At 72.9% G+C, this 17,981-nt stretch carries 16 protein-coding genes; 5 read left to right on the top strand and 11 right to left on the bottom strand.

Going from position 1 to position 17,981, the window contains the following annotated elements; translation table 11 throughout:
* Positions 1 to 166 precede the first annotated feature (166 nt).
* The 5 genes from QSK37_RS42400 to QSK37_RS42420 form a co-directional block, all read right to left on the bottom strand.
* A complete protein-coding gene (locus tag QSK37_RS42400; protein ID WP_285577914.1) occupies positions 167 to 1,369 on the bottom strand; it encodes an MFS transporter in 1,203 nt (400 codons plus the stop codon).
* Positions 1,366 to 2,541, bottom strand: a complete 1,176-nt coding sequence (locus QSK37_RS42405) for a hypothetical protein (protein ID WP_285632946.1) — start codon at positions 2,539 to 2,541, stop codon at positions 1,366 to 1,368. Before QSK37_RS42405 ends, QSK37_RS42400 begins: the two co-directional genes overlap by 4 nt.
* Entirely contained in the window at positions 2,538 to 4,166 is a 1,629-nt protein-coding gene (locus QSK37_RS42410) for a DUF4135 domain-containing protein (protein ID WP_285632948.1), read from the bottom strand. The genes QSK37_RS42405 and QSK37_RS42410 overlap by 4 nt, the downstream gene beginning before the upstream one ends.
* A 78-nt stretch (positions 4,167 to 4,244) precedes the next feature.
* Positions 4,245 to 4,571 carry a hypothetical protein gene (locus QSK37_RS42415; RefSeq protein WP_285632950.1) on the bottom strand — a complete coding sequence of 109 codons (327 nt, stop codon included), beginning with the start codon at positions 4,569 to 4,571 and terminating at the stop codon, positions 4,245 to 4,247.
* A gap of 89 nt (positions 4,572 to 4,660) precedes the next feature.
* Entirely contained in the window at positions 4,661 to 5,257 is a 597-nt protein-coding gene (locus QSK37_RS42420; RefSeq protein ID WP_285632951.1) for a protoglobin domain-containing protein, read from the bottom strand.
* 137 nt (positions 5,258 to 5,394) lie between these two features.
* Between QSK37_RS42420 and QSK37_RS42425 the strand changes: the two genes are divergently transcribed.
* From QSK37_RS42425 to QSK37_RS42435, 3 genes are all read left to right on the top strand, one after another.
* Entirely contained in the window at positions 5,395 to 6,966 is a 1,572-nt protein-coding gene (locus tag QSK37_RS42425; RefSeq protein WP_285632953.1) for an alpha/beta fold hydrolase, read from the top strand.
* Between the two features lie 28 nt (positions 6,967 to 6,994).
* Positions 6,995 to 7,486, top strand: coding sequence for a hypothetical protein (locus tag QSK37_RS42430; RefSeq protein WP_285632956.1), 492 nt, complete (start codon positions 6,995 to 6,997; stop codon positions 7,484 to 7,486).
* A 160-nt stretch (positions 7,487 to 7,646) separates the two neighbouring features.
* Positions 7,647 to 8,729, top strand: coding sequence for a calcium:cation antiporter (locus QSK37_RS42435; protein WP_285632959.1), 1,083 nt, complete (start codon positions 7,647 to 7,649; stop codon positions 8,727 to 8,729).
* A 54-nt stretch (positions 8,730 to 8,783) separates the two neighbouring features.
* On the opposite strand, the gene QSK37_RS42440 is transcribed toward QSK37_RS42435, so the two are convergent.
* The 3 genes from QSK37_RS42440 to QSK37_RS42450 form a co-directional block, all read right to left on the bottom strand.
* Positions 8,784 to 9,464, bottom strand: a complete 681-nt coding sequence (locus QSK37_RS42440; RefSeq protein ID WP_285632962.1) for an esterase/lipase family protein — start codon at positions 9,462 to 9,464, stop codon at positions 8,784 to 8,786.
* 92 nt (positions 9,465 to 9,556) lie between these two features.
* Positions 9,557 to 12,367 carry an AAA family ATPase gene (locus tag QSK37_RS42445; RefSeq protein WP_285632965.1) on the bottom strand — a complete coding sequence of 937 codons (2,811 nt, stop codon included), beginning with the start codon at positions 12,365 to 12,367 and terminating at the stop codon, positions 9,557 to 9,559.
* 116 nt (positions 12,368 to 12,483) lie between these two features.
* On the bottom strand, positions 12,484 to 13,365 hold the full coding sequence (locus tag QSK37_RS42450) for an RpnC/YadD family protein (protein ID WP_285632968.1): 882 nt from the start codon (positions 13,363 to 13,365) through the stop codon (positions 12,484 to 12,486).
* A gap of 587 nt (positions 13,366 to 13,952) precedes the next feature.
* Between QSK37_RS42450 and QSK37_RS42455 the strand changes: the two genes are divergently transcribed.
* Positions 13,953 to 15,284 carry an MFS transporter gene (locus tag QSK37_RS42455; protein ID WP_285632971.1) on the top strand — a complete coding sequence of 444 codons (1,332 nt, stop codon included), beginning with the start codon at positions 13,953 to 13,955 and terminating at the stop codon, positions 15,282 to 15,284.
* A 10-nt stretch (positions 15,285 to 15,294) separates the two neighbouring features.
* Here the strand turns inward: QSK37_RS42455 and QSK37_RS42460 are convergent, their stop codons facing one another.
* Complete coding sequence (locus QSK37_RS42460) at positions 15,295 to 15,477, bottom strand: hypothetical protein (protein ID WP_285632974.1); 183 nt, start codon at positions 15,475 to 15,477, stop codon at positions 15,295 to 15,297.
* Between the two features lie 130 nt (positions 15,478 to 15,607).
* Entirely contained in the window at positions 15,608 to 16,375 is a 768-nt protein-coding gene (locus tag QSK37_RS42465) for an acetate uptake transporter family protein (RefSeq protein WP_285577889.1), read from the bottom strand.
* A gap of 437 nt (positions 16,376 to 16,812) precedes the next feature.
* Between QSK37_RS42465 and QSK37_RS42470 the strand changes: the two genes are divergently transcribed.
* Complete coding sequence (locus QSK37_RS42470) at positions 16,813 to 17,259, top strand: SPW repeat protein (protein ID WP_285632977.1); 447 nt, start codon at positions 16,813 to 16,815, stop codon at positions 17,257 to 17,259.
* A 26-nt stretch (positions 17,260 to 17,285) separates the two neighbouring features.
* Here QSK37_RS42470 and QSK37_RS42475 read toward each other — a convergent pair whose 3' ends face one another.
* Positions 17,286 to 17,807, bottom strand: coding sequence for a MarR family winged helix-turn-helix transcriptional regulator (locus QSK37_RS42475; protein ID WP_285575360.1), 522 nt, complete (start codon positions 17,805 to 17,807; stop codon positions 17,286 to 17,288).
* Positions 17,808 to 17,981 lie beyond the last annotated feature (174 nt).

Below are 17,981 nucleotides of genomic sequence, written 5' to 3' on the forward strand. Positions count from 1 at the left end.
TACTAGGGCCTGTCTCGAAGTCCCCGTCCGTAGCGAGCGGCGTCCAGGCGGCGCGTCGCAAGGCGGAGGAGGGAGTCAGCCTGGTGTTGGCTGGCGACCGACGACAACGCGGCGAGGCGTCGTCTGGGCGCCGCGCAGTAGGACAGCGGGGCTTTGAGACAGGCCCCTAGAGCGCGTCAACGCGCAGACGCCGTACGCCGGGGACCGCGGCCGTGCCGGCGCAGGTCGCCGCCACGATCGCCGCCGTGGCGACGAGCGGAACGCCCGGGCCGGTCGCCGCGGCCAGTGTCGGGGCCAGGGCCACGCCGAGCGGCTGCGCGCCGAGCGACAGCACCAGCTCGTAGGCGGTGACGCGGGCGAGGACGTGCTCGGGCATGAGGGCCTGCACGGTGCTGTCCCAGATCGGGTCCATCAACCCCGCGAGTGCCATCGCCACCCCGTACGCGCCGATCACCACGGGTGCGGTCGCCCCGGCCGCGAGCAGCAGCAGCGGCGCGGCGTACACGCAGAAGCCCAGGTTTCCGGTCAGCACCGGGCGGCGCAGCCGGACCCTCGTCGCCAGCGCGGACCCGGCGAGCAGCCCGATCCCGCCTGCCTGGAGCAGGACCACCCACACGGTCCGGCCGCCCATCCGGTGGATGACGACCGAGGGGCCGATCGTCACCAGGACGCCCGAGGCGAAGTTCCACGACGCGTGTGCCACCAGGCTCGTCCAGTACCAGTCGCGGGCGCGCACCTCGGCCCACCCGGCGCGCAGGTCCGCCCACAGCGACCGGCCGGCGTGCCCGGTACGGCCGGTCCGCACCCGCGACAGGAGCGCGGCCCCGGCCGCGAACGCCGACGCGTCGATGACGAACACCGCGGCGGGCCCCGTGGTGAGGATCAGCGTGCCGGCGATCGTCGGGCCGAGCAGCAGGGCGACGCTGCGTCCGATGCTCAGCAGCGAGTTGGCGCGCTGCCGTTCGGGCGGCGGCACCACGGCGATGAGCAGCGGCCACGTGGTGGGCAGTGAGCAGGCGGCGGCCGAGCCCGCCACCACCTGCGCGCCCGCGATGACCGCGACGTCGGGCGACGAGGCGGTCAGTTCCAGGGCGATGAGCGCCTGGGTGACCACCCGTACGGCGTCGGCGGCGATGGCGGCCCGCCGGGCGTCGAACCGGTCGGCCAGCGCGCCGCCGAACGGCAGGAGCACGACCTTCGGCACGAGCGCGCACGCCAGCACCAGCCCCAGCTCGCCCGGCGTACCGCCCCGGTCCACGATCGCGATGGCCAGCGCGGCCGGCACCATGAAGTCGCTGAGCGCCGAGATCGTCCGTGCCCACAGCAGCAGCCGGAACGCCGTACGCGCCGACCTGGCACCGGCGCTCACGCCCCGGCGACGGCGGAGCCCGCGACCAGCCACGCCGCGAGGGCGCAGTGCGCGGCGCCGGACGGGACCTCGCAGGAGCCGCCCACCGGCAGCCGTCCGACCTCGGCGAGCCAGGAGGCCACCGTCGCGGCGAACCGCGCGGACCGGCCGTGCGTCGCGACCGTGACGTGGTCCTCCTCGGCACACCACAGCAGGGGCGCGTGGGTGACGGCCACGACCTTCGCCGGCGGCTCACCGGCCGGTGTACGGGGCGGTGCGCCCTCGATGCCGAACGCGGACGCGGCGGCCAGCGCCGCGTCGGAGCCGGGCGGCGCGCCGTACGGCGTGTCGAGGTAGGACCGGTACGCCTCCACCCAGTCCCGTGTCACCCGGCCTTCCTCCGTCGCCTCCAGCGTGAACGGCGCCTCGTCGGCGTCGAACGACGCCATGTAGGAGGCCAGGTTGAGGCCGACGGCCGGTCCCTCCGTCTCGCCGATGTGCCACAGGCCGTTCACCCAGGCGAACACCTGCCCGGCTGACGCGCGTAGCACGCGGCTCGACGCGTCGGCGGCGGCCGGATCCGGCAGGGACAGGTGTTCCTCGCCGACGCCCGGCAGAAACCCGGTGGTGTGCCGGCGCTCGGCTCCGGCCGGGATCCAGTCGTCCCCGGGCCACATGTGCATCGCCTTCGTGCCGGCGAGCACGAAGTGCCGGTTCACCGAGTACTCCCGGTGCACACCGCCGGGCGTACGGCGGTAGTCGCCGCCGAAGACCTCGACGTCAAGACGGTTGCGCGGCAGCGGGAACGCGTCCGGTGAGCCGCCGATCGCCGACAGAACGACCTCGAACAGGTCGCGGTCGTGGCGGGCGAGGTCGCGCGCGTAGAACAGCACGGGCGTGCCGGACCCGTACGCGGCCTCCACGCGGGCGTACCAGCCCGCGAAGCCGTCGTCGTCCTCGGCGGGCAGCGCCGCACCGTCCTCGTGCCGCCGGGTGTCGACCACCCGGCCGTCGAGCACCGTCCACGTGACCCGGCCACCGGTCCGGCCCTCCTCCTGCGCGCGGATGGCACGCAGCGCGGCGTGCCAGGCCGCCTCCTGGGTCAGCGAGGGACAGGTCCAGTCCCAGACGGCGTAACGCGGGGTACGCGGGCCGGTCGTGCGCAGCGTCATCGGCGCCAGTTCCATGGTCACGCCAATCCGGTCGGGGTGGGAGTGAGCCGGTCGCCGAGGAGCCGGACGTCGTCCGGGCTCAGCGACACGTCGTCGGGCGGGGTGCTCAGGTGCTCGGTGAGGAACGCCGCCTGCGCGGCGGCGAACTCCTCGCCCAGGTCCGCGATGTTCGCGCGCACCTGGCTCAGCGCCGAGGTACGGAAGAACGCCGGGTGCGTACGGGTGTGCGCCCGCAGCGCCGTGCCGGACACCGGATGCCGGAAGTACGGAACGTCGTGGGCGAGCAGCGCGCTCACCTCATCGGCGACGAGCGCGTCGTACCGGGACCCTTCGGGCGTCTCCAGGCGGCGGGCCAGCTCCGCCGCGACGCCGTCGCGCGAGGTCGCGTACGCGGGCTGCTCGGCCAGGCGCAGCAGCCGGGTGTAGTACGCGGTCTCGCGGATGATCTGGCGGCTCTCCTGCGCGGCGACCCGGTCCCAGAAGGCGCCGTCGGCGAGGATCGCTGCCCGTCGCTCGCGGCACCGGGCGAAGACCGCGCGGAACCCGGTGAGGAGCTCCTGCAGGTGGCCGGCCGCGGGCTGGAACCTGCCCTCCAGCACGGGCAGGTTCACGGGCGGCTCGTGCCCGAGCCGGCTGAAGCCGACGGTCATCGTGTCGGTTCCGTCGCCGGCCGGGACCGGGTCGAGCGAGTACTGCCGCGCGCCGCCGAGCACCTGGAAGGCCGAGAACGCGCCCCGGCCGGGCGCGTCCGGGTCGGCGTGCTGCACCAGCCCGGTGTCGACCACCGACTCCAGCCGCCCGCTCGGGTTGCGCCAGGAGTAGTTCTGCAGCAGCGTCTCGGTGTCCACCAGCACGGGGTGCTCGCCGCAGGCGACCAGGTTCTCGAAGTGGCCGTCGGTGAAGTTCAGCAGGCAGCAGACCGCCAGCAGGACACCGCACCGCGCCCAGTACCGCCGGACCTCCGCGGCACTCGCGCAGGGCGCGAACCGGGCCTCCTCCTGCCAGCCGTACGTCCCGCGCGTCACCACCGCCGGACGCCGCAGCCGCAGCTCGTCGGGAAGGTCGAGCAGGTCCGCGAAGTCGTGCAGCAGGATCGTGGCCGCGAGCGGCACCGGCTTGTAGTACACCCGCCGGCCGCTCCGCAGGACGAACGCGACGACCTGCCCGCCACCGGCGTGGCGGTCGCTGCCGACCGGCGTGACCGACCGCGGTCCGTACGGGCGGTGATTGGGCTGCTCGATGCCGGCCGCGAGGAGTTCCGGCAGGTCGGCGGCGAGGCGCCGGACCGCGTGGGCGATGGTCGCGGCGCCGGTCGACGCGATCACGGACAGGCCCGCGGCCACGACCGGGTACCGGTCGGCCAGCAGCTCGGGGGTCAGCCGTCCCCGCGCCCAGAAGTCCTCGTACCGTTCGACCGGCGTCCGGCCGGAGAGGGCGCCCGCCTCGCGTGCCAGGGTCAGCTCGTGGCAGACGACGGGCAGGACCGTACGGTCGAGCTGCCGCGCGAGCGCGTCGCGCGCGGCGCGCAGGCGGTCCGCCGCGGGTTCGCCGGGCGGTGATGGGAAGGACTCGGCGACGGCCGTCTCCAGGACGGTCTCCGCCGCCTGGAGCTCCGCCGCGTACAGGGCACCGCGCGCACCGCTCAACGAGAGACTCCGTTCCGCCGTGAGTGGACCAGCACGAGCCGGGGCGCCCTGGCCCGGCGCCCCGGCCTCTCGCGTCCGCTAGCGCGCGGCGGCGACCACCGTCGTGGTCTTCACCGGCGCGGCGGCCACCACCGTCGTCGTCTTCACCGGCGCGGCGACCACGGTGGTCGTCTTGACCGGCGCGGCGGCCACCACCGTCGTCGTCTTCACCGGCGCGGCGACCACGGTGGTCGTCTTGACCGGCGCGGCGGCCACCACCGTCGTCGTCTTCACCGGCGCGGCGACCACGGTGGTCGTCTTGACCGGCGCGGCGGCCACCACCGTGGTCGTCTTCACCGGCGCGGCGGCGTCCACCAGGCCACGGTTGTCGGGGATGAGGTCGAGCTCTGCGAGTCCGGTGTTCATGAGCGGTTCCCTTCGTCCGGCGATTCCGCTGTGACGGTAGGAAGGCGGCGTACAGACTCCCGTACAGGCCACGTACAGGCGGGCTCGCGTCACCAGCCGGCGGCGCCGGTGCAGGCCCGGGTCCACACGGTGACGTGGAGCATGACGGACTTGGTGAAGGCCGCGTGCATCCGGTCGACCCGCTCGGCGGTGGCCCCCGTGGCGGCGAGGTACTCGCGTGCCGTGGTGATCACGACGGCGGTGAAGGCGAGCAGGTAACGCATCGGAATGTGGTCGAGCGAGTCGGCGTGGTCGGTCCGGTTCTTCTTGGCGCGGGTGTGGCGCAGGCCGATCTCGTGCTGATAGTTCAGCCAGTCCCGGTCCAGCGGGCGGGTGCAGGCGTCGATGATGAAGCGGTCGAACCTCGGCTTGCTCGCGGCGCCGTACTCCGGGTTGGGCGTCCCGTCCGGGTGACCCGAGTAGGGCCGCATGAACGACAGCTCGCCGAGCCGGGCGCGCCACGCGGTGACCATGTCGCCGGCCTGCCCGGCGAGGATCCCGGCGGCCTCGCGCAGGGCCTCCTCGTCCTCCGGCGTGAGCCCGGCCACCGCCTTCAGCCGCTCCAGGTCCTCCAGGCTCAGCGGCGACCGCGCGGCCTCATCGGTGCCGTAGGTGTAGCCGGGAATCCCGGGCGTGTGCTCACTCATCGTCAGTCCTCCCTGGTCGGGCCGTATCTCCGCACGTTAGGCGCAGGACGGTTCCACGACGGTCGAAGCGTTTCGCGTACGGACGACCGCCTGCGGCGGGATGATCGTCGTCGGCCTCGACCGGCAGGGAGCGAATCGTGCGGACCGTGGAAGACGTCCGGCCGCGTGCCGAGCGGCGACCGGCGCTCCGCGTCGTGGCCCTGCTGCTCGCCCTGGTGTGCGCCGCGATCGGCGCGGCCGGCCTGGCCACCGCGGACCGGGGCGTCGAGCGGCACTCCACCGCGGTGGCCGGGGTGCCGCTGGAGGTGGTCCGGCCGGCGGGGGCGACGGGCCGGCTGCCCGGCGTGGTGGTCGCGCACGGTCTGGCCGCGAGCAGGCAGCTCATGCGAGGGTTCGCGGACACGCTCGCGCGTCGCGGGTACGCCGTGGAGCTGGTGGACCTGGCGGGACACGGGGCGAGCACCGCCCGGCTGCCGGGCGCGGGCGACGGCCTCGCCGCCGACGCGCGGCTCGACCGCGACCTGGACATCGCCGTCGGTCACCTGCGCTCCATGCCGTGGGTGGACGCCGCGCGGATCGGCCTGCTCGGCCACTCGATGGGCGCCGCCGCGGTCCTGCGGTACGCCACCGCGCACCCGGAGATCAGCGCCACGGTGTCGATCTCCCAGGGGCCGACGTCATCGACCGGATCCGCGGCGCGCCCGCGGAACCTGCTCCTGCTCGCCGGGGGTCTGGAGTTCGCCGGGTTCCGCGACGGCGCCCTCGGCGCGCTGCGGGCCGCCTACCCGCGGGGACGCGCCGGCGTCACGTACGGTGATCCCCGCGCCGGCACCGCTCGCCGGGCGGTGCTCGTCCCCGGTGTCGAGCACGTCGGCGTCCTGTTCCACCCGCGCACCCACCGCGAGGTCGCGACCTGGTTCGACGGGACGCTCGGTTCCTCCTCCGGCGGGCCGCACGGGGCAGGCCTCCGACCTGTGTGGCGCGCCGGTTCCGCGATGCTGCTGCATCTGGCCGCGGTGCTGAGCTTCGGCGCGATCGCCGCGGCCGTCCTGCGGCCTGTGGCGTCCGGTCGCGAACGCCGCCGGGTCCCGCTTCCGCTCGCGCTCGGGGTGCCGGCGGGCGCCGTCCTGGCGGCGGTGCCGGTGATGGCGGTGGTCCCGCGCGGCCTGCTGCCGCTCGCGGTGGCCGCCCCGGTCGCCGGGTTCTTCGGGGTCATCGGCGTGGTGCTCCTGGCCACCGCACTGTTCACCGGGCGCACCGGCGTGACCCGCGCCGGCCGGTCGTCGGTCGTGGCGGCCGTGGTCCTGGTGGCGCTGACGGTGGTCTCCTTCGCCGTACCGGCCCAGCTCGGCTGGGCGCACGCCGTTCCGGTCGGGCCGCGAGCCTGGGCGCTCCTCCCGATCGCCGCGTGCGCGACGGCGTTCTTCGGCGGGATCGAGGCCCTGTGCGGCGGGTACGGCCGGCGAGCCGCGATCCTGATCCACGCCTGGATCGCGGGAGGCGCCCTGGCCGGCCTCGGAGTCGCCGCGCTCGTCGGCGCCGCGTCGTCGTTCGTCCTGCTGGTGGCGCCGCTGCTGGCCGGACTGCTGGTCTGGCAGGGCGTCCAGGCCGCGGCCCTGCGCGCGGTCCGGGCACCGGCATGGCTGACCGCCGTCGTCGGCGGCGTCCTGCTCGCCTGGCCGATCGCCGTGACCATGCCGATCATCTAGCGCTCACCGGCTCGTCTATGCTCCCGGCGTGACAGCGGAGAATCCGGAGGCCATCCTCGATGACCTCCTCGCCCGCCCCTTCCCGCAGGAGGACGTGCGGGACGGCGATCGGCGCAGCGGCCCGGGCCATCACGTGCAGGTTCTCCAGGCCAGCCAGGACTTCTGGGATGACCGTGGTGAGGATGTCGTGGAGGCGGCCGAGGAGGAGATCGACGCCGCCTTCCAGGCACTCGTTGCCGCGTTGACGGAGCGCTGGGGCGAGCCGGAGCCGGTCGATCTGTCGCCGTACCTGGAGAGGGGACTCGTCCAGCGACCGGTCATCGATCGGCTCGGCCGCCGGACGCCTCCCGCGCCGGACCCGGTCCCAGAGCCGATCAACCAGTTGTGCATGCTCAGCAGCACGATGCTCCTGTGGCGGCGGCCCGAGTCCGGCCGATGGGTCGCCCTCACCGTCGCACAGGCCGACCCGGAATTCCCGATCCAGCTGCTGGCCGCGGTCGGCGAGGCACCGATCCCCTAGTCGCGCCTTCCGCTTGCCGAGCCGCTGGGGGCTTATCGCCGGTCACGTTGTCGCTTGTCCGGGTCGTCCCGAGTCGTCCGTGGCCGCTGGTCCGCGTCGCCCGGCGGCGTACGCTTCCGCAGGTGATCGGTAGCGGAACCGGGTCGTGTGGCGCCCACGCGTGAGGTCGTGGGCGGCGCACTGGACCTGGCTCGCTCCGATACTCGCGGTCGCCGTGCTGTCCCTCGTCTGGGGACGCGCCGTGTCACCGGCGGTCGCCATCGGGGTGGGGGTGGTCCTGGCCGTCTCGGTCCTGGCGGCCGTGCATCACGCGGAGGTCGTGTCGCATCGCGTCGGTGAGCCGTTCGGCTCGCTGGTCCTCGCGGTCGCCGTCACGGTGATCGAGGTGGCGCTGATCGTGGCACTGATGATCTCCGGGGGCAGGAAGACGGAGTCACTCGCCCGCGACACGGTGTTCGCCGCCGTGATGATCACCTGTAACGGCATCGTGGGCATCGCCCTGGTGATCGGGACCGTACGCCACCGGGTGGTGGCGTTCAACGCGGAGGGCATCGGCGCCGCGCTGGCCACGGTCGCGGCGCTCGCGACGCTCAGCCTGGCGCTGCCGACGTTCACCACCACCCGTCCCGGCCCGACGGCCAGCCCGGGCCAGCTCGCCTTCGCGGCGGTGGCCTCCCTGGCGCTGTACGCCCTGTTCGTGCTGACCCAGACCGTCCGCCATCGCGACTACTTCCTGCCCCCGCAGGACGCCGCGACGGGCGCCGAAGAGCACCTCGCCCGTCCCTCGGCGCGCCGTACGCTGTCGAGCATCGTGCTGCTGCTGGTGGCCCTGGTGGCGGTGGTGGGACTGGCCAAGGCGGTGTCGCCGGCGATCGAGTCCGCGCTCGCGGCGGCCGGCCTTCCGCAGAAAGTGGTGGGCGTCGTCATCGCGCTGCTCGTGCTGCTGCCCGAGACCATCGCCGCGGTACGCGCGGCGTACCGCGACCGCATCCAGATCAGCCTCAACCTCGCCCTCGGGTCGGCGATGGCCAGCATCGGGCTCACCATCCCGGCCATCGCGATGGCCGGGATCTGGCTGAGCGGACCTCTCGTCCTCGGTCTGGGCCCCACGCACCTGATCCTGCTGGGGCTCACGGTCGCGGTCGCGACCCTGACCGTGGTGCCGGGCCGCGCGACCCTCCTCCAGGGCGGCGTGCACCTGACCGTGTTCGCCGCCTTCCTCGCTCTCGCGATCAGCCCGTGAACCACGGTGCCGGGCCCCGGCGGTGCCGGGGCCCGGGCTCTCACGGGGGCGGGGTCAGGTCGACAGGAACGTGCGCACCGCGGTGAGGGTCACCGTGTCGGTCAGGTACCCGATGTGGGTCTGGCACGCCACGTTGTTGTTCGTCGCGCCGTTCAGCTCGGTGCTGGTGTAGGGAATGATCACGCCGTCACACGCGGAGTACCAAGTCGCGTACTTCGTGTTGCCCGGCGTCTCGTCGCCCGAGGTCACGGTCTGGATGAACGACGAGCCCGGGTACATCTCCTGGCACGAGGGGTTGGTCAGGCAGGCGCCGGCGTACGTCGTGCCGTGGTTGGCGCCGGCGATGGAGGCGAGGTGCCGCACGTACGGCTGGCCGCCGAGCTCCTTGATGTACCAGTCGCTCACCAGTCCGCCCATGGAGTGGTTCACGATGTCGACCTGGGAGGCTCCCGTCTGGGCCAGGACCTGCTGAACGTACGTCGCCAGCCCGGCGGCGCTGGTCTTGTTGGACTGGGCCCAGTTGTACTGGTAGGCGAACATCTCGTTGGTGCTGTAGCCGCCCGCCGCGAAGACCGCCTCGGCGGTGGTCCAGTTGGACGCGCTGCCGGTGTAGCCGTGGACGAAGACGACGGGCACGTGGGTGGCGGCGTTCGCGGTGCCCGTCTGCCCTGCGGACAGCAGGCAGGCGACGGCGGCGAGAACGGCCGCGAGGAAGGTGCCGAGCGATCGGCGCATGGTTCCCTCCTGGCTGGGGGACTGGGACGGATGGCCGAAGTCTCATCCGGCGCCCGGCGCGGCGCATCGGCGAAATCACCAGTCCGAGGGGCTCAGCTGAAGAACCGCGCCAGTTCCACGCGGGAGCGGATGCCGAGCCGTACGAAGACGTTCCGCAGGTGGTGGTCGACGGTGCGGTGGCTGAGGAACAGCCGCGCCGCGATCTCCCGGTTGGTGGCGCCCTCGGCGGCCAGCCGGGCGATCTGGTGCTGTTGCGTGGTGAGTTCCTCGGCTCCCTTGGGCACCGAGGCCGGGGCGGTCTCCCCCGCCGCGCGCAGTTCGGCGCGCGCGCTCTCGGTCCAGTGCTCCGCCTCGTAGTACTCGAAGATCTGCAGGGCGTTGCGCAGGTGTTCGCGGGCCGCGCGCGGCTTGCGCCCGCGGCGCAGCCGACGCCCGTACAGCAGCTCCGTCCGCGCCATCTCGAACGCCGAGTCGCCGCGCTGGTGCAGCCGGAGCGCCTCGCGGAAGTGCTCGTCCGCCTCGGCGTCGTCCCCGGCCAGCAGCGCGTGGCAGCGGTGGGACAGGGCGAGGCGTACGGCGTTGCGCGTGCTGGCGGCCCACCGGTCGAAGACCTCCAGCGCCTGCCGCGCGCCCGTCCTCTCGTCGCAGCGGACCGCGGCCTCCACGAAGTGCGGGGTCGCCATCACGTGCACGACCGGATGGGCGTGCCAGGTCCGGGCCATGAGCGAGTCGGAGCGAGCGAATCGACAAGCACGCGCTCCGGGCCACTCCTCCGACGAAGGAGGGCTCATGAGCCGGAGGCGCCCCGCGGCGTCCGCCGGACGTTCCTCGATCAGCTCCAGGCAGGCGAGCGCCCAGGTGGTGAACGCGCCCGGCCGGGCGAGCACGCGCCGGGCCGCCGCGTCCGACACGGCGTCGAGGCGTACGCGGGCGGTGTCCTTGTCGCCCTGGAGCGCGGCGAGCAGCGCCATCGTCGCGAGATGGTCGATCGCGTGGTTCTCCTGACCGGCGGCGCGGGCCAGCCGGAGGCCTTCCATGGAGTGCGCCGTGGCGGAGGGATAGCGGCCGAGCCACAGATCGGCGAGGGCGAGGTAGGCCAGCGCCCACGGCTTCACGGCGGCGTCCGGGCCGATGCTGAGCCGGACCGCCTCACCGGCCAGCTCGTGCGTCCGCTGGTCGTCGCCGAGCATCTGCGCCGCCATGCCCGCCCACACCTTGGCCGCGCAGTCGTCCGTCGCGTCCGCCAGCCGTACCGTACGGCGCAGCGGCTCGACCGCCTCCTGATGGCGGCCGCGGTAGGTCGCGGACATGCCCTCGAAATGGGCGAAGAGCAGCTCGGTGTCGGGCGGCTCGTGCCGGCCGCGCAGGGCCGCGGCGCGCTCCGCGATCGCCAGGTACCGGCGCAGGTCACCGTTCAGGCAACTCGCCTCGCCCGCGTACGCCAGCGCCACCACCGCGCTGCGGCGGTCGTGACCGGCCAGCCGGTCCGCCGCGTCGAGGAGCAGCCGACGGCCGGCGGCCGGCCGGCCGTCGCGCAGCTCGATCTCGCCGCGCAGCAGGTCGGCGCGGCCGCGGAGCGGTCCCTGCCGCGCCGCGGGCGCGAGCCGCCGGACCAGGGAGCGTGCGCGCCTGCTCCGCCCGGCCAGCCACGCGTCCGTCGCCGCCGCGAGCAGTACGTTCGCCTGCTCGTCCGGGTCGCGGGTCAGAGTCGCGGCCCGCTGCCAGGCGCGCGAGGAGTCGGTGTACCGCCCGGCCGCGCCGGCCTCGGCCGCCGCCGCGCACAGCTCGGCGGCGAGCGCGTCGTTCGCCTCGCAGGCCAGCGCGGCCCGGTGCCAGACCCGCCGGGCCCGCTGCCGGTCGTCGTCGAGCACGCTCGCCAGCAGCTCGTGCACGGCGTTCCGCTCGCACAGGGGCGCGTCGGCGTACAGGGCGCCGCGGATCACCGGGCTCGGCACCGTGATCGACTCGCCGTCCACCCGTACCAGCCCCCATGCGCGTACCGCCTCCAGCTCGCGCAGGTCCAGGCGGGCGACCGCGGCGGCCCTGGTCAGCGTCCGGCCGTCGAGACGATCGTCGGCGACGGCGAGCAGCGCCAGCCGGCGCGCGTCGGGCGACAGGCGGAAGAACCTCCGCCGGTACACGGCCCGCAGCCGGCTCCCCGGCGGCAGCGTCTCCGGAGGCGGTTCGTCCCCGGAGAGCTGGCCGGGCGTCAGCGCCGCGGCCATCTCGACGAGCGCGAGCGGGTTGCCTCCGGTCAGCTCGGTCAGCCCCGCCGCCAGGTCCTCGGTGACGCCGATGAGGCACCGGTCGGCGAGGACCTGCGTGCTCGCGGTCTCATCCAGCGGCGGCAGCGGCAGCCGGGGAATCCCGGCGAGCCGGTCGCGCTCGGGCGTGGTCACGTGCTCGTTGTGCGCGGCGAACAGCATCACCACCGGCGCGTCACCGAGCCGGCGCGCGGCGAACGCCATCGCGTCGAGCGACGGGCGGTCGAGCCAGTGCACGTCGTCGATCCAGCACAGGAGGGGCCCGTCGCCTGCGGCCCGGGCCAGCAGGGCGTGCACGGCGGTGCAGAGCGTGAACGCGTCGGCGGTGCCGTCCCCGTCGAACACGCGGCGAAGCACCTCGGCCTGACGGCCGGGCAGGCACCCGATCCGGTCCGCGACGGGCCCGAGCAGGCGATGCAGCCCGGCGAGCGCGAGCGACGACTCCTGCCGGATCCCGCGGATACCGAGCGTCCGAAGGTCCGGGCCTGCCCGGTGGACGGCCCATTCGAGCAGGGCGGTCTTCCCCATGCCGGGCTCGGCCAGGACGGAGAGCGCCCCACCCCGCCCGGCCCGGGCCCTTGCGAGCAGGTCCTCCAGTACGGCGAGTTGGTCGTCACGACCACGCAAGACAACGGACACATCGCCAGTTTTACTCGCCAGTAATGAAAGGCAAGGTGCGGATGTCAGGCAAGTCCGGTAACGGCCAGCCGAGCGCGGACGTCACCTCGCCGGCCGCGCCCGACCACCCCGAAAGGTCAGTCGAAGATCTCCGCCGCCGTGGAGACGACGGCCGCGCGCTCAGCCAGCTCCTCCAGCTGAGCAAGGTCACCGCACCCGATGATGCGAGCGCGGACGTCAGGCGAAACACAGACACCACGCGCCGACAGCACCTTCAAGATGGTCTTGGCCACCGCCTCGACCGCCCCCTCGGCCTTACCCTCCGCCTTGCCCTCCGCCTTGCCCTCCGCCTTGCCTTTGGCTTCGCCTTCGCCGAAGTAGTGGCGGGCGAACTCGCTCTGGTACTCGTAGTTCTTGAGCTTCATCAGCGTCTCCAGGTAGTGCTGGGCGGCCTGCGGAAGCACTGCCGATACAACATCATGGTAGAGCGCCCGGTGATCGTCATCGAGCACTCCGTAAGCGTCGACGAGCGGCTCAAGGGTCTTTTCCCCGCCCGGTCGGGCGCCATGCGCCAGGGCCGACAGCACGGCGAGTTCCGGGGTGCGGACGGCCTCTTCCGGCTCGACCACCTGGGGGATCTGCTCGGGGCCGAGAACGATCGGTTTCAGCGTCATTCCCGGATGGCCGAGATCGATCGTGCGTGAGGCCCACGCCGCGGTGGCGCGCGCGGGGCAGACCACCAGCAGCTTGACCGGGCACTTCAGGCGATACCGCAGACCCATGAGATAGAACGGCCAGCTGTAGGGCTTGTCCTCATCATCGCGGCCCTGGACTTCGACGATCACGGCGAAGCTCCTCTTCGCCTCCCAGTACTCGACCACCGCGTCGGCGCGTAACTCGGCGAGCCGATCGTCCGTGACGCTCTCGGATCTGAGCCGGGCCTCACGGTAGCGAGGAAGGGAAAGGCCGAGTGCGCCACCGACGATCTCGGCGGCCAGCTCTGGGCGGCTGCGAAACATCTCGCAGATAACCTCATGCTTACTTGAGGGGGGCATGAGCAAGGATACTAGCGGTAACCCAGTGACTACGCTAAGCGATGTGGAAAACCGTAATGCGGCGTCGACCGGGTCGAACGCAGGCGAGCCGCCGTACAGCGGAACCTGCCCCCTCGGCGATCATCCGCCCACATCGAGTGCGGGAACTCTGAGCGCGACGGAGGCCGACGGCCTCCCGAACCGTGTCAGGAGCGGTTGCTCGGGTGACGCGCCGAGCCTCAAGCCCGGCAGTGTCGGCGGCGAGGGCGGGAACGGGCTCCCCGGTTGCGGTCACCCGCTGGTCCGACAGCGGCAAGGGCGAAGACGGCGCGGCGGGCGGCGCCTTCAGCGCCTACCCCGGCGATGCCGGGCCCAACGGCTGCGTCGTTCTTCCCTGGTGAGCCGGGAAACGCCGGAGAACCCGCTCAAGCGCTTCTCCCGTTCGCCGCGGCGGACGGGGTATGCCCTGAGCATGGAAAACGCACCCACCGGTTCAGATGATCATGCACCGGTGGGGCGAGGCGGGGAGACGGTGGCTCCTGCGGGCCGTGGGCGGTCCGGCCAGGTTGCGGGTGATCGCCATTCTCGCGTGCGTGCTGGCGCTCGACTCCGCGGACAAGGGCACGGTCGGCGCCCTCGGGCCGGAGCTCAAGCAGAGCCTCCACCTGTCCAACACCGAGCTCGGTTCACTGATCGCCGTCTCCTCCGCGATGGGCGGCCTCGCGGCGATCCCCGTCGGCATTCTCACCGACCGGGTCCGGCGGACCGGTCTGCTGGCCGTGAGCATCGCCGTCTGGAGCCTGGCGACGGTGGCCGGCGGGTTCGCCGGCTCGTTCGCCTGGCTGCTGCCGGCCCGGCTCGTGCTCGGGGCCGCCACCGCCACGGCGGGCCCGACGCTCGCGTCGCTGGTCGGCGACTACTTCCCGTCCGCCGAACGCGCGCGGATCTACGGCTTCATCCTGAGCGGCGAGCTGCTCGGCGCGGGCGCCGGCCTGCTGGTCGGCGGGAATCTCGGCCGGGTGCTGGGCTGGCGATCGGCGTTCTGGGCGCTCGGCCTCACCGGCATCGCGCTCATCGTGGTGATCCGGCGGAAGCTGCCGGAACCGGCGCGCGGCGGTCACCCCTCCGGCGTACGAGAGGGTGACGCGCGGCCGCCCGATCCGGCGCGGTCGGCGTTGCGCGACGGTTCCGTGGCGCCCGACCCCGCCCGTCTCCTCCGGCGCGACCCGGCGCGGATGTCGATCTGGGAGGTGACGCGGTACATCCTCGCGATCCCCACCAACGTCGTCCTGATCACCGCGTCGGCGATGGGCTACTTCTTCTACGCCGGGCTGCGAACGTTCGGGGTCGTCTTCGTCGAGCGGCAGTACCACCTCGCCCAGGGAACCCTCAGCGGCCTGGCCGTGCTCGTCGGCGCCGGGGCGCTGGCCGGTACGCTCGCCGGCGGGCGCATCGCCGATCGGCTCATCCGCCGCGGACGGATCGACGCCCGCCTGACCGTACCGGCGGCGGCGTTCCTCGTCTCCGCCGGCCTGTTCGTCCCGGCGCTGCTGACCGCGTCCGTGGCGATCGCCCTGCCTCTGTTCACGCTCGCGGCCGCCGCGCTGGCGGCGTCCAACCCCCCGGTGGACGCCGCCCGGCTCGACGTCGTCCCCTTCCGGCTCTGGGGGCGGGCGGAGAGCGTACGCACGGTTCTGCGGATGGCCGCCGAGTCCATCGCCCCGGTGACCTTCGGTTTCCTCGCCGACCTGCTGTCCACGGGGAAGGCGCTCAGCGCGACCGGGCTGCGGTGGGCGTTCCTCATCACCCTGGTGCCCCTGGTGGTGAGCGCCGGCATTCTCCTACTGGGCCGGCGGACCTATCCCCGCGACGTCGCCACGGCCCAGGCCGCCGGCGGGCTGTGACGCCGGCCGGTCAGAGCACGTGGGGACGGTGCCGCGACACGTCCGCGGCGTCCAGGAGTACGACGTCGCACTCGTCGCACACCCACACGCCGTCGGGCACGGCGAACCGATGACTCGCCGCGTCGTCACGCGCGCAGACGATGTGGTAGGCGCGACTGGTCCGGCGCGCCAACGACCGGCAGAAACTGGTCACTCTTGACACTCTGTGCTCCCGCGGGGGGCCAACGACTCGGGCAGGCGTTGAGCCTAGCGGACACAGAAGTGGTCTTTGACCAGCGGTTCCTCTGCCGGCCGTACGGCGGGCCGGACGGTGCGGCGGCCGGCTACTGCCCGATCTTGAGGCCGGGCTGACCGTGCCGGTACTCCAGCGGGCGGGCCGCGCGGCCGGGGATCTTCTCCGCCATACCGCGGGTCCGGATCAGCGGCAGCATGGTGCGCCGGAAACTGCCCTCCAGCATGAGGGCCGCCGCGACGTACAGCGCGATCGCCGAGGCGATCACGAAGATCCAGCCCGCCACGCGGACGGGCCAGGACAGGCCGGCGAAGAAGCCGGCGGCGCCGAACCCGCATGCCAGGGTCAGCGCTCCGAGCACGGCGGCCATGCCGAGGTTCTCGCCGAGCGCGGCGAGCGCGCACAGTCCGGTGATCGCGCACATGGCGATGAGCCAGAACGCGAACGCCGGATCGGCTGCTCCGATCCGCGGCGCGACCAGCACCGTCGGGAACGCCAGGAGGGCCAGGATCAACAGCAGGCCGAAGCCGACCCAGAAGGCGCCCCACATCCCGTGCACCGCCGTGGCCAGGCCGTCGCGGGCGCGGTAGCTCCACCGTGCCGCCATGAACTGCGCCAGACCCGCGGTCAGCACGAACGGGTAGAGGGTCAGCGGTGTCAGGGCGGTGCCGTACCAGCGCGCCATCCATGCGCCGACCATCATGGTCGCCGCCGCCAGCCCGAACAGGCCGAGGATCGAAGGTGCGGCGATCGGCTGCAGGAAGACCCGGCTGCGGTCGTGCCAGAACGAGAACTCCCGCTCATCGCTCTCGGCCTCGCCCGGCGGCGGGCGCATCGGTTCTCGCATCGGTTCCCGCATCGATTCTTCTCCGGGTCCCTCTGCCCTGGGCCCCGCTCCGGATGATCTGCCGAAGCCGTGACGCCCACGTGGTTCCGTCATCGCATCCTCCCCCGTGATTGACGGATGCTTACCGGGCCCATTACCGCAGCTCAATAGGTCCAAACGCGCCTTTAATATATTTTGCCGCCATCGCATCAATTAGCGCTTTTATCCCAAATGTTGCTATGGCCTCACCGGTGCCAGGATTCTCAGCGGTGTCGGATCAACAGCATGGCGGCGGCCGTAGCAGCACCTTCTGGGCGACCTCGGCGACCGTCCGTACGTCGGCGAGCTCCCGCTCGCGCTGCTGCCGGACCGCCCGGCCCGAATTATTCTTGCACTGTGCGGGAATCAACGGGCACGGGGCGGGAAGGGTCAGTAGTGAGCAGGCTCGATCACGAAAGGTGGTGTGCGCGATGTCGACACGTCCGATGATGGAACGCCATCCTGACATCGCCGAGCTTCGTGCTCGCTACGACCTCGCGGCGGAGCGGCCGACGGCCCAGGCGGTCGACGGGCTGACGTTCCTGAGTGGCCTCTACCTGGCCATGTCCCCATGGATCGTGGGGTTCGGCGGTCGTACGACGTTGACGATCAACAACCTGATCAGCGGCATCGCCGTGGCGTTGCTGGCGGTCGCGTTCGTTTCGGCGTACGGCCGCACGCACGGTGTCACATGGGTCGTGCCACTGATCGGCGTATGGACGATCATCGCCCCATGGGTCGTGAGCGGGCACCCGGCCACGACCGCGACGATCTGCAGCAACGTGGTCGTCGGTGCGCTGATTGTGATCTTTGGGGCGCTGGCGGCCGGGGTCGGCCTGGCCTCCCGCCGGACGACCATGGGCGAACGCCGCTTCTGACGGCGTCTCTCCCCGGCCTCCGCCGATCACTGCCAGCCGAGCGTCAGAGTGTCGTAGACCGGTTCACCGAGCGCGGGCTCACCGCCCGCCTCGGTGAACGCCTGTAGCGCGGCGATCAGCCCGGCCCGCTGGCCGGGCGCCATCGCGGCGACGATGGCCGCGATCTCCTCCCGCCGCCGGGCGGTGACCTCGTCCACGATCTGTGCCCCCGCGTCCGTCAGGCGCAGCAGGATCTCGCGGCGGCTCTCCGGGTTCACCCGCCGGTCGACCAGGCCGGCGGCCACCAGGCGCTCGACCATCCGCATCGCGGTCGAGGGGTTGACCGCGAGCTGTTCGGCAAGCGTCACGAGCTTCATCCGCGGCCGGCTCGCGAGCACGACCAGCATCCGGAACTGCGGCAGGGTCACCCGCTCCTCCACCGCGGCGAGCGAGCGCGCGGAGATGGCGACCAGGAGCCGCGACGCGGTCAACACGGCCGTCGTCACCGCGTTCACGTCCTCGCCGCTCGGCTCGGTCGCCGGCGAGGACCACACCGCATGCTCTGCCATGGACCAGTTCTACCCGTTTCCCCGGCCGCCCGCGAACGTTGCACAGGGCAAATGTGGGCGTCGGCAAACGTCGTTGTTCGAGCCCGGAAAAGGATGTGGCGTATCCTGGCCAAAGTTTGCCCAGCTCAGAAACCGGGCATAAATGATGGCATAGTGCAATAGTTCGCAATCCGG

This window comes from Actinoallomurus iriomotensis (genome assembly GCF_030269445.1).
Classification (GTDB): Bacteria; Actinomycetota; Actinomycetes; order Streptosporangiales; family Streptosporangiaceae; genus Actinoallomurus; species Actinoallomurus iriomotensis.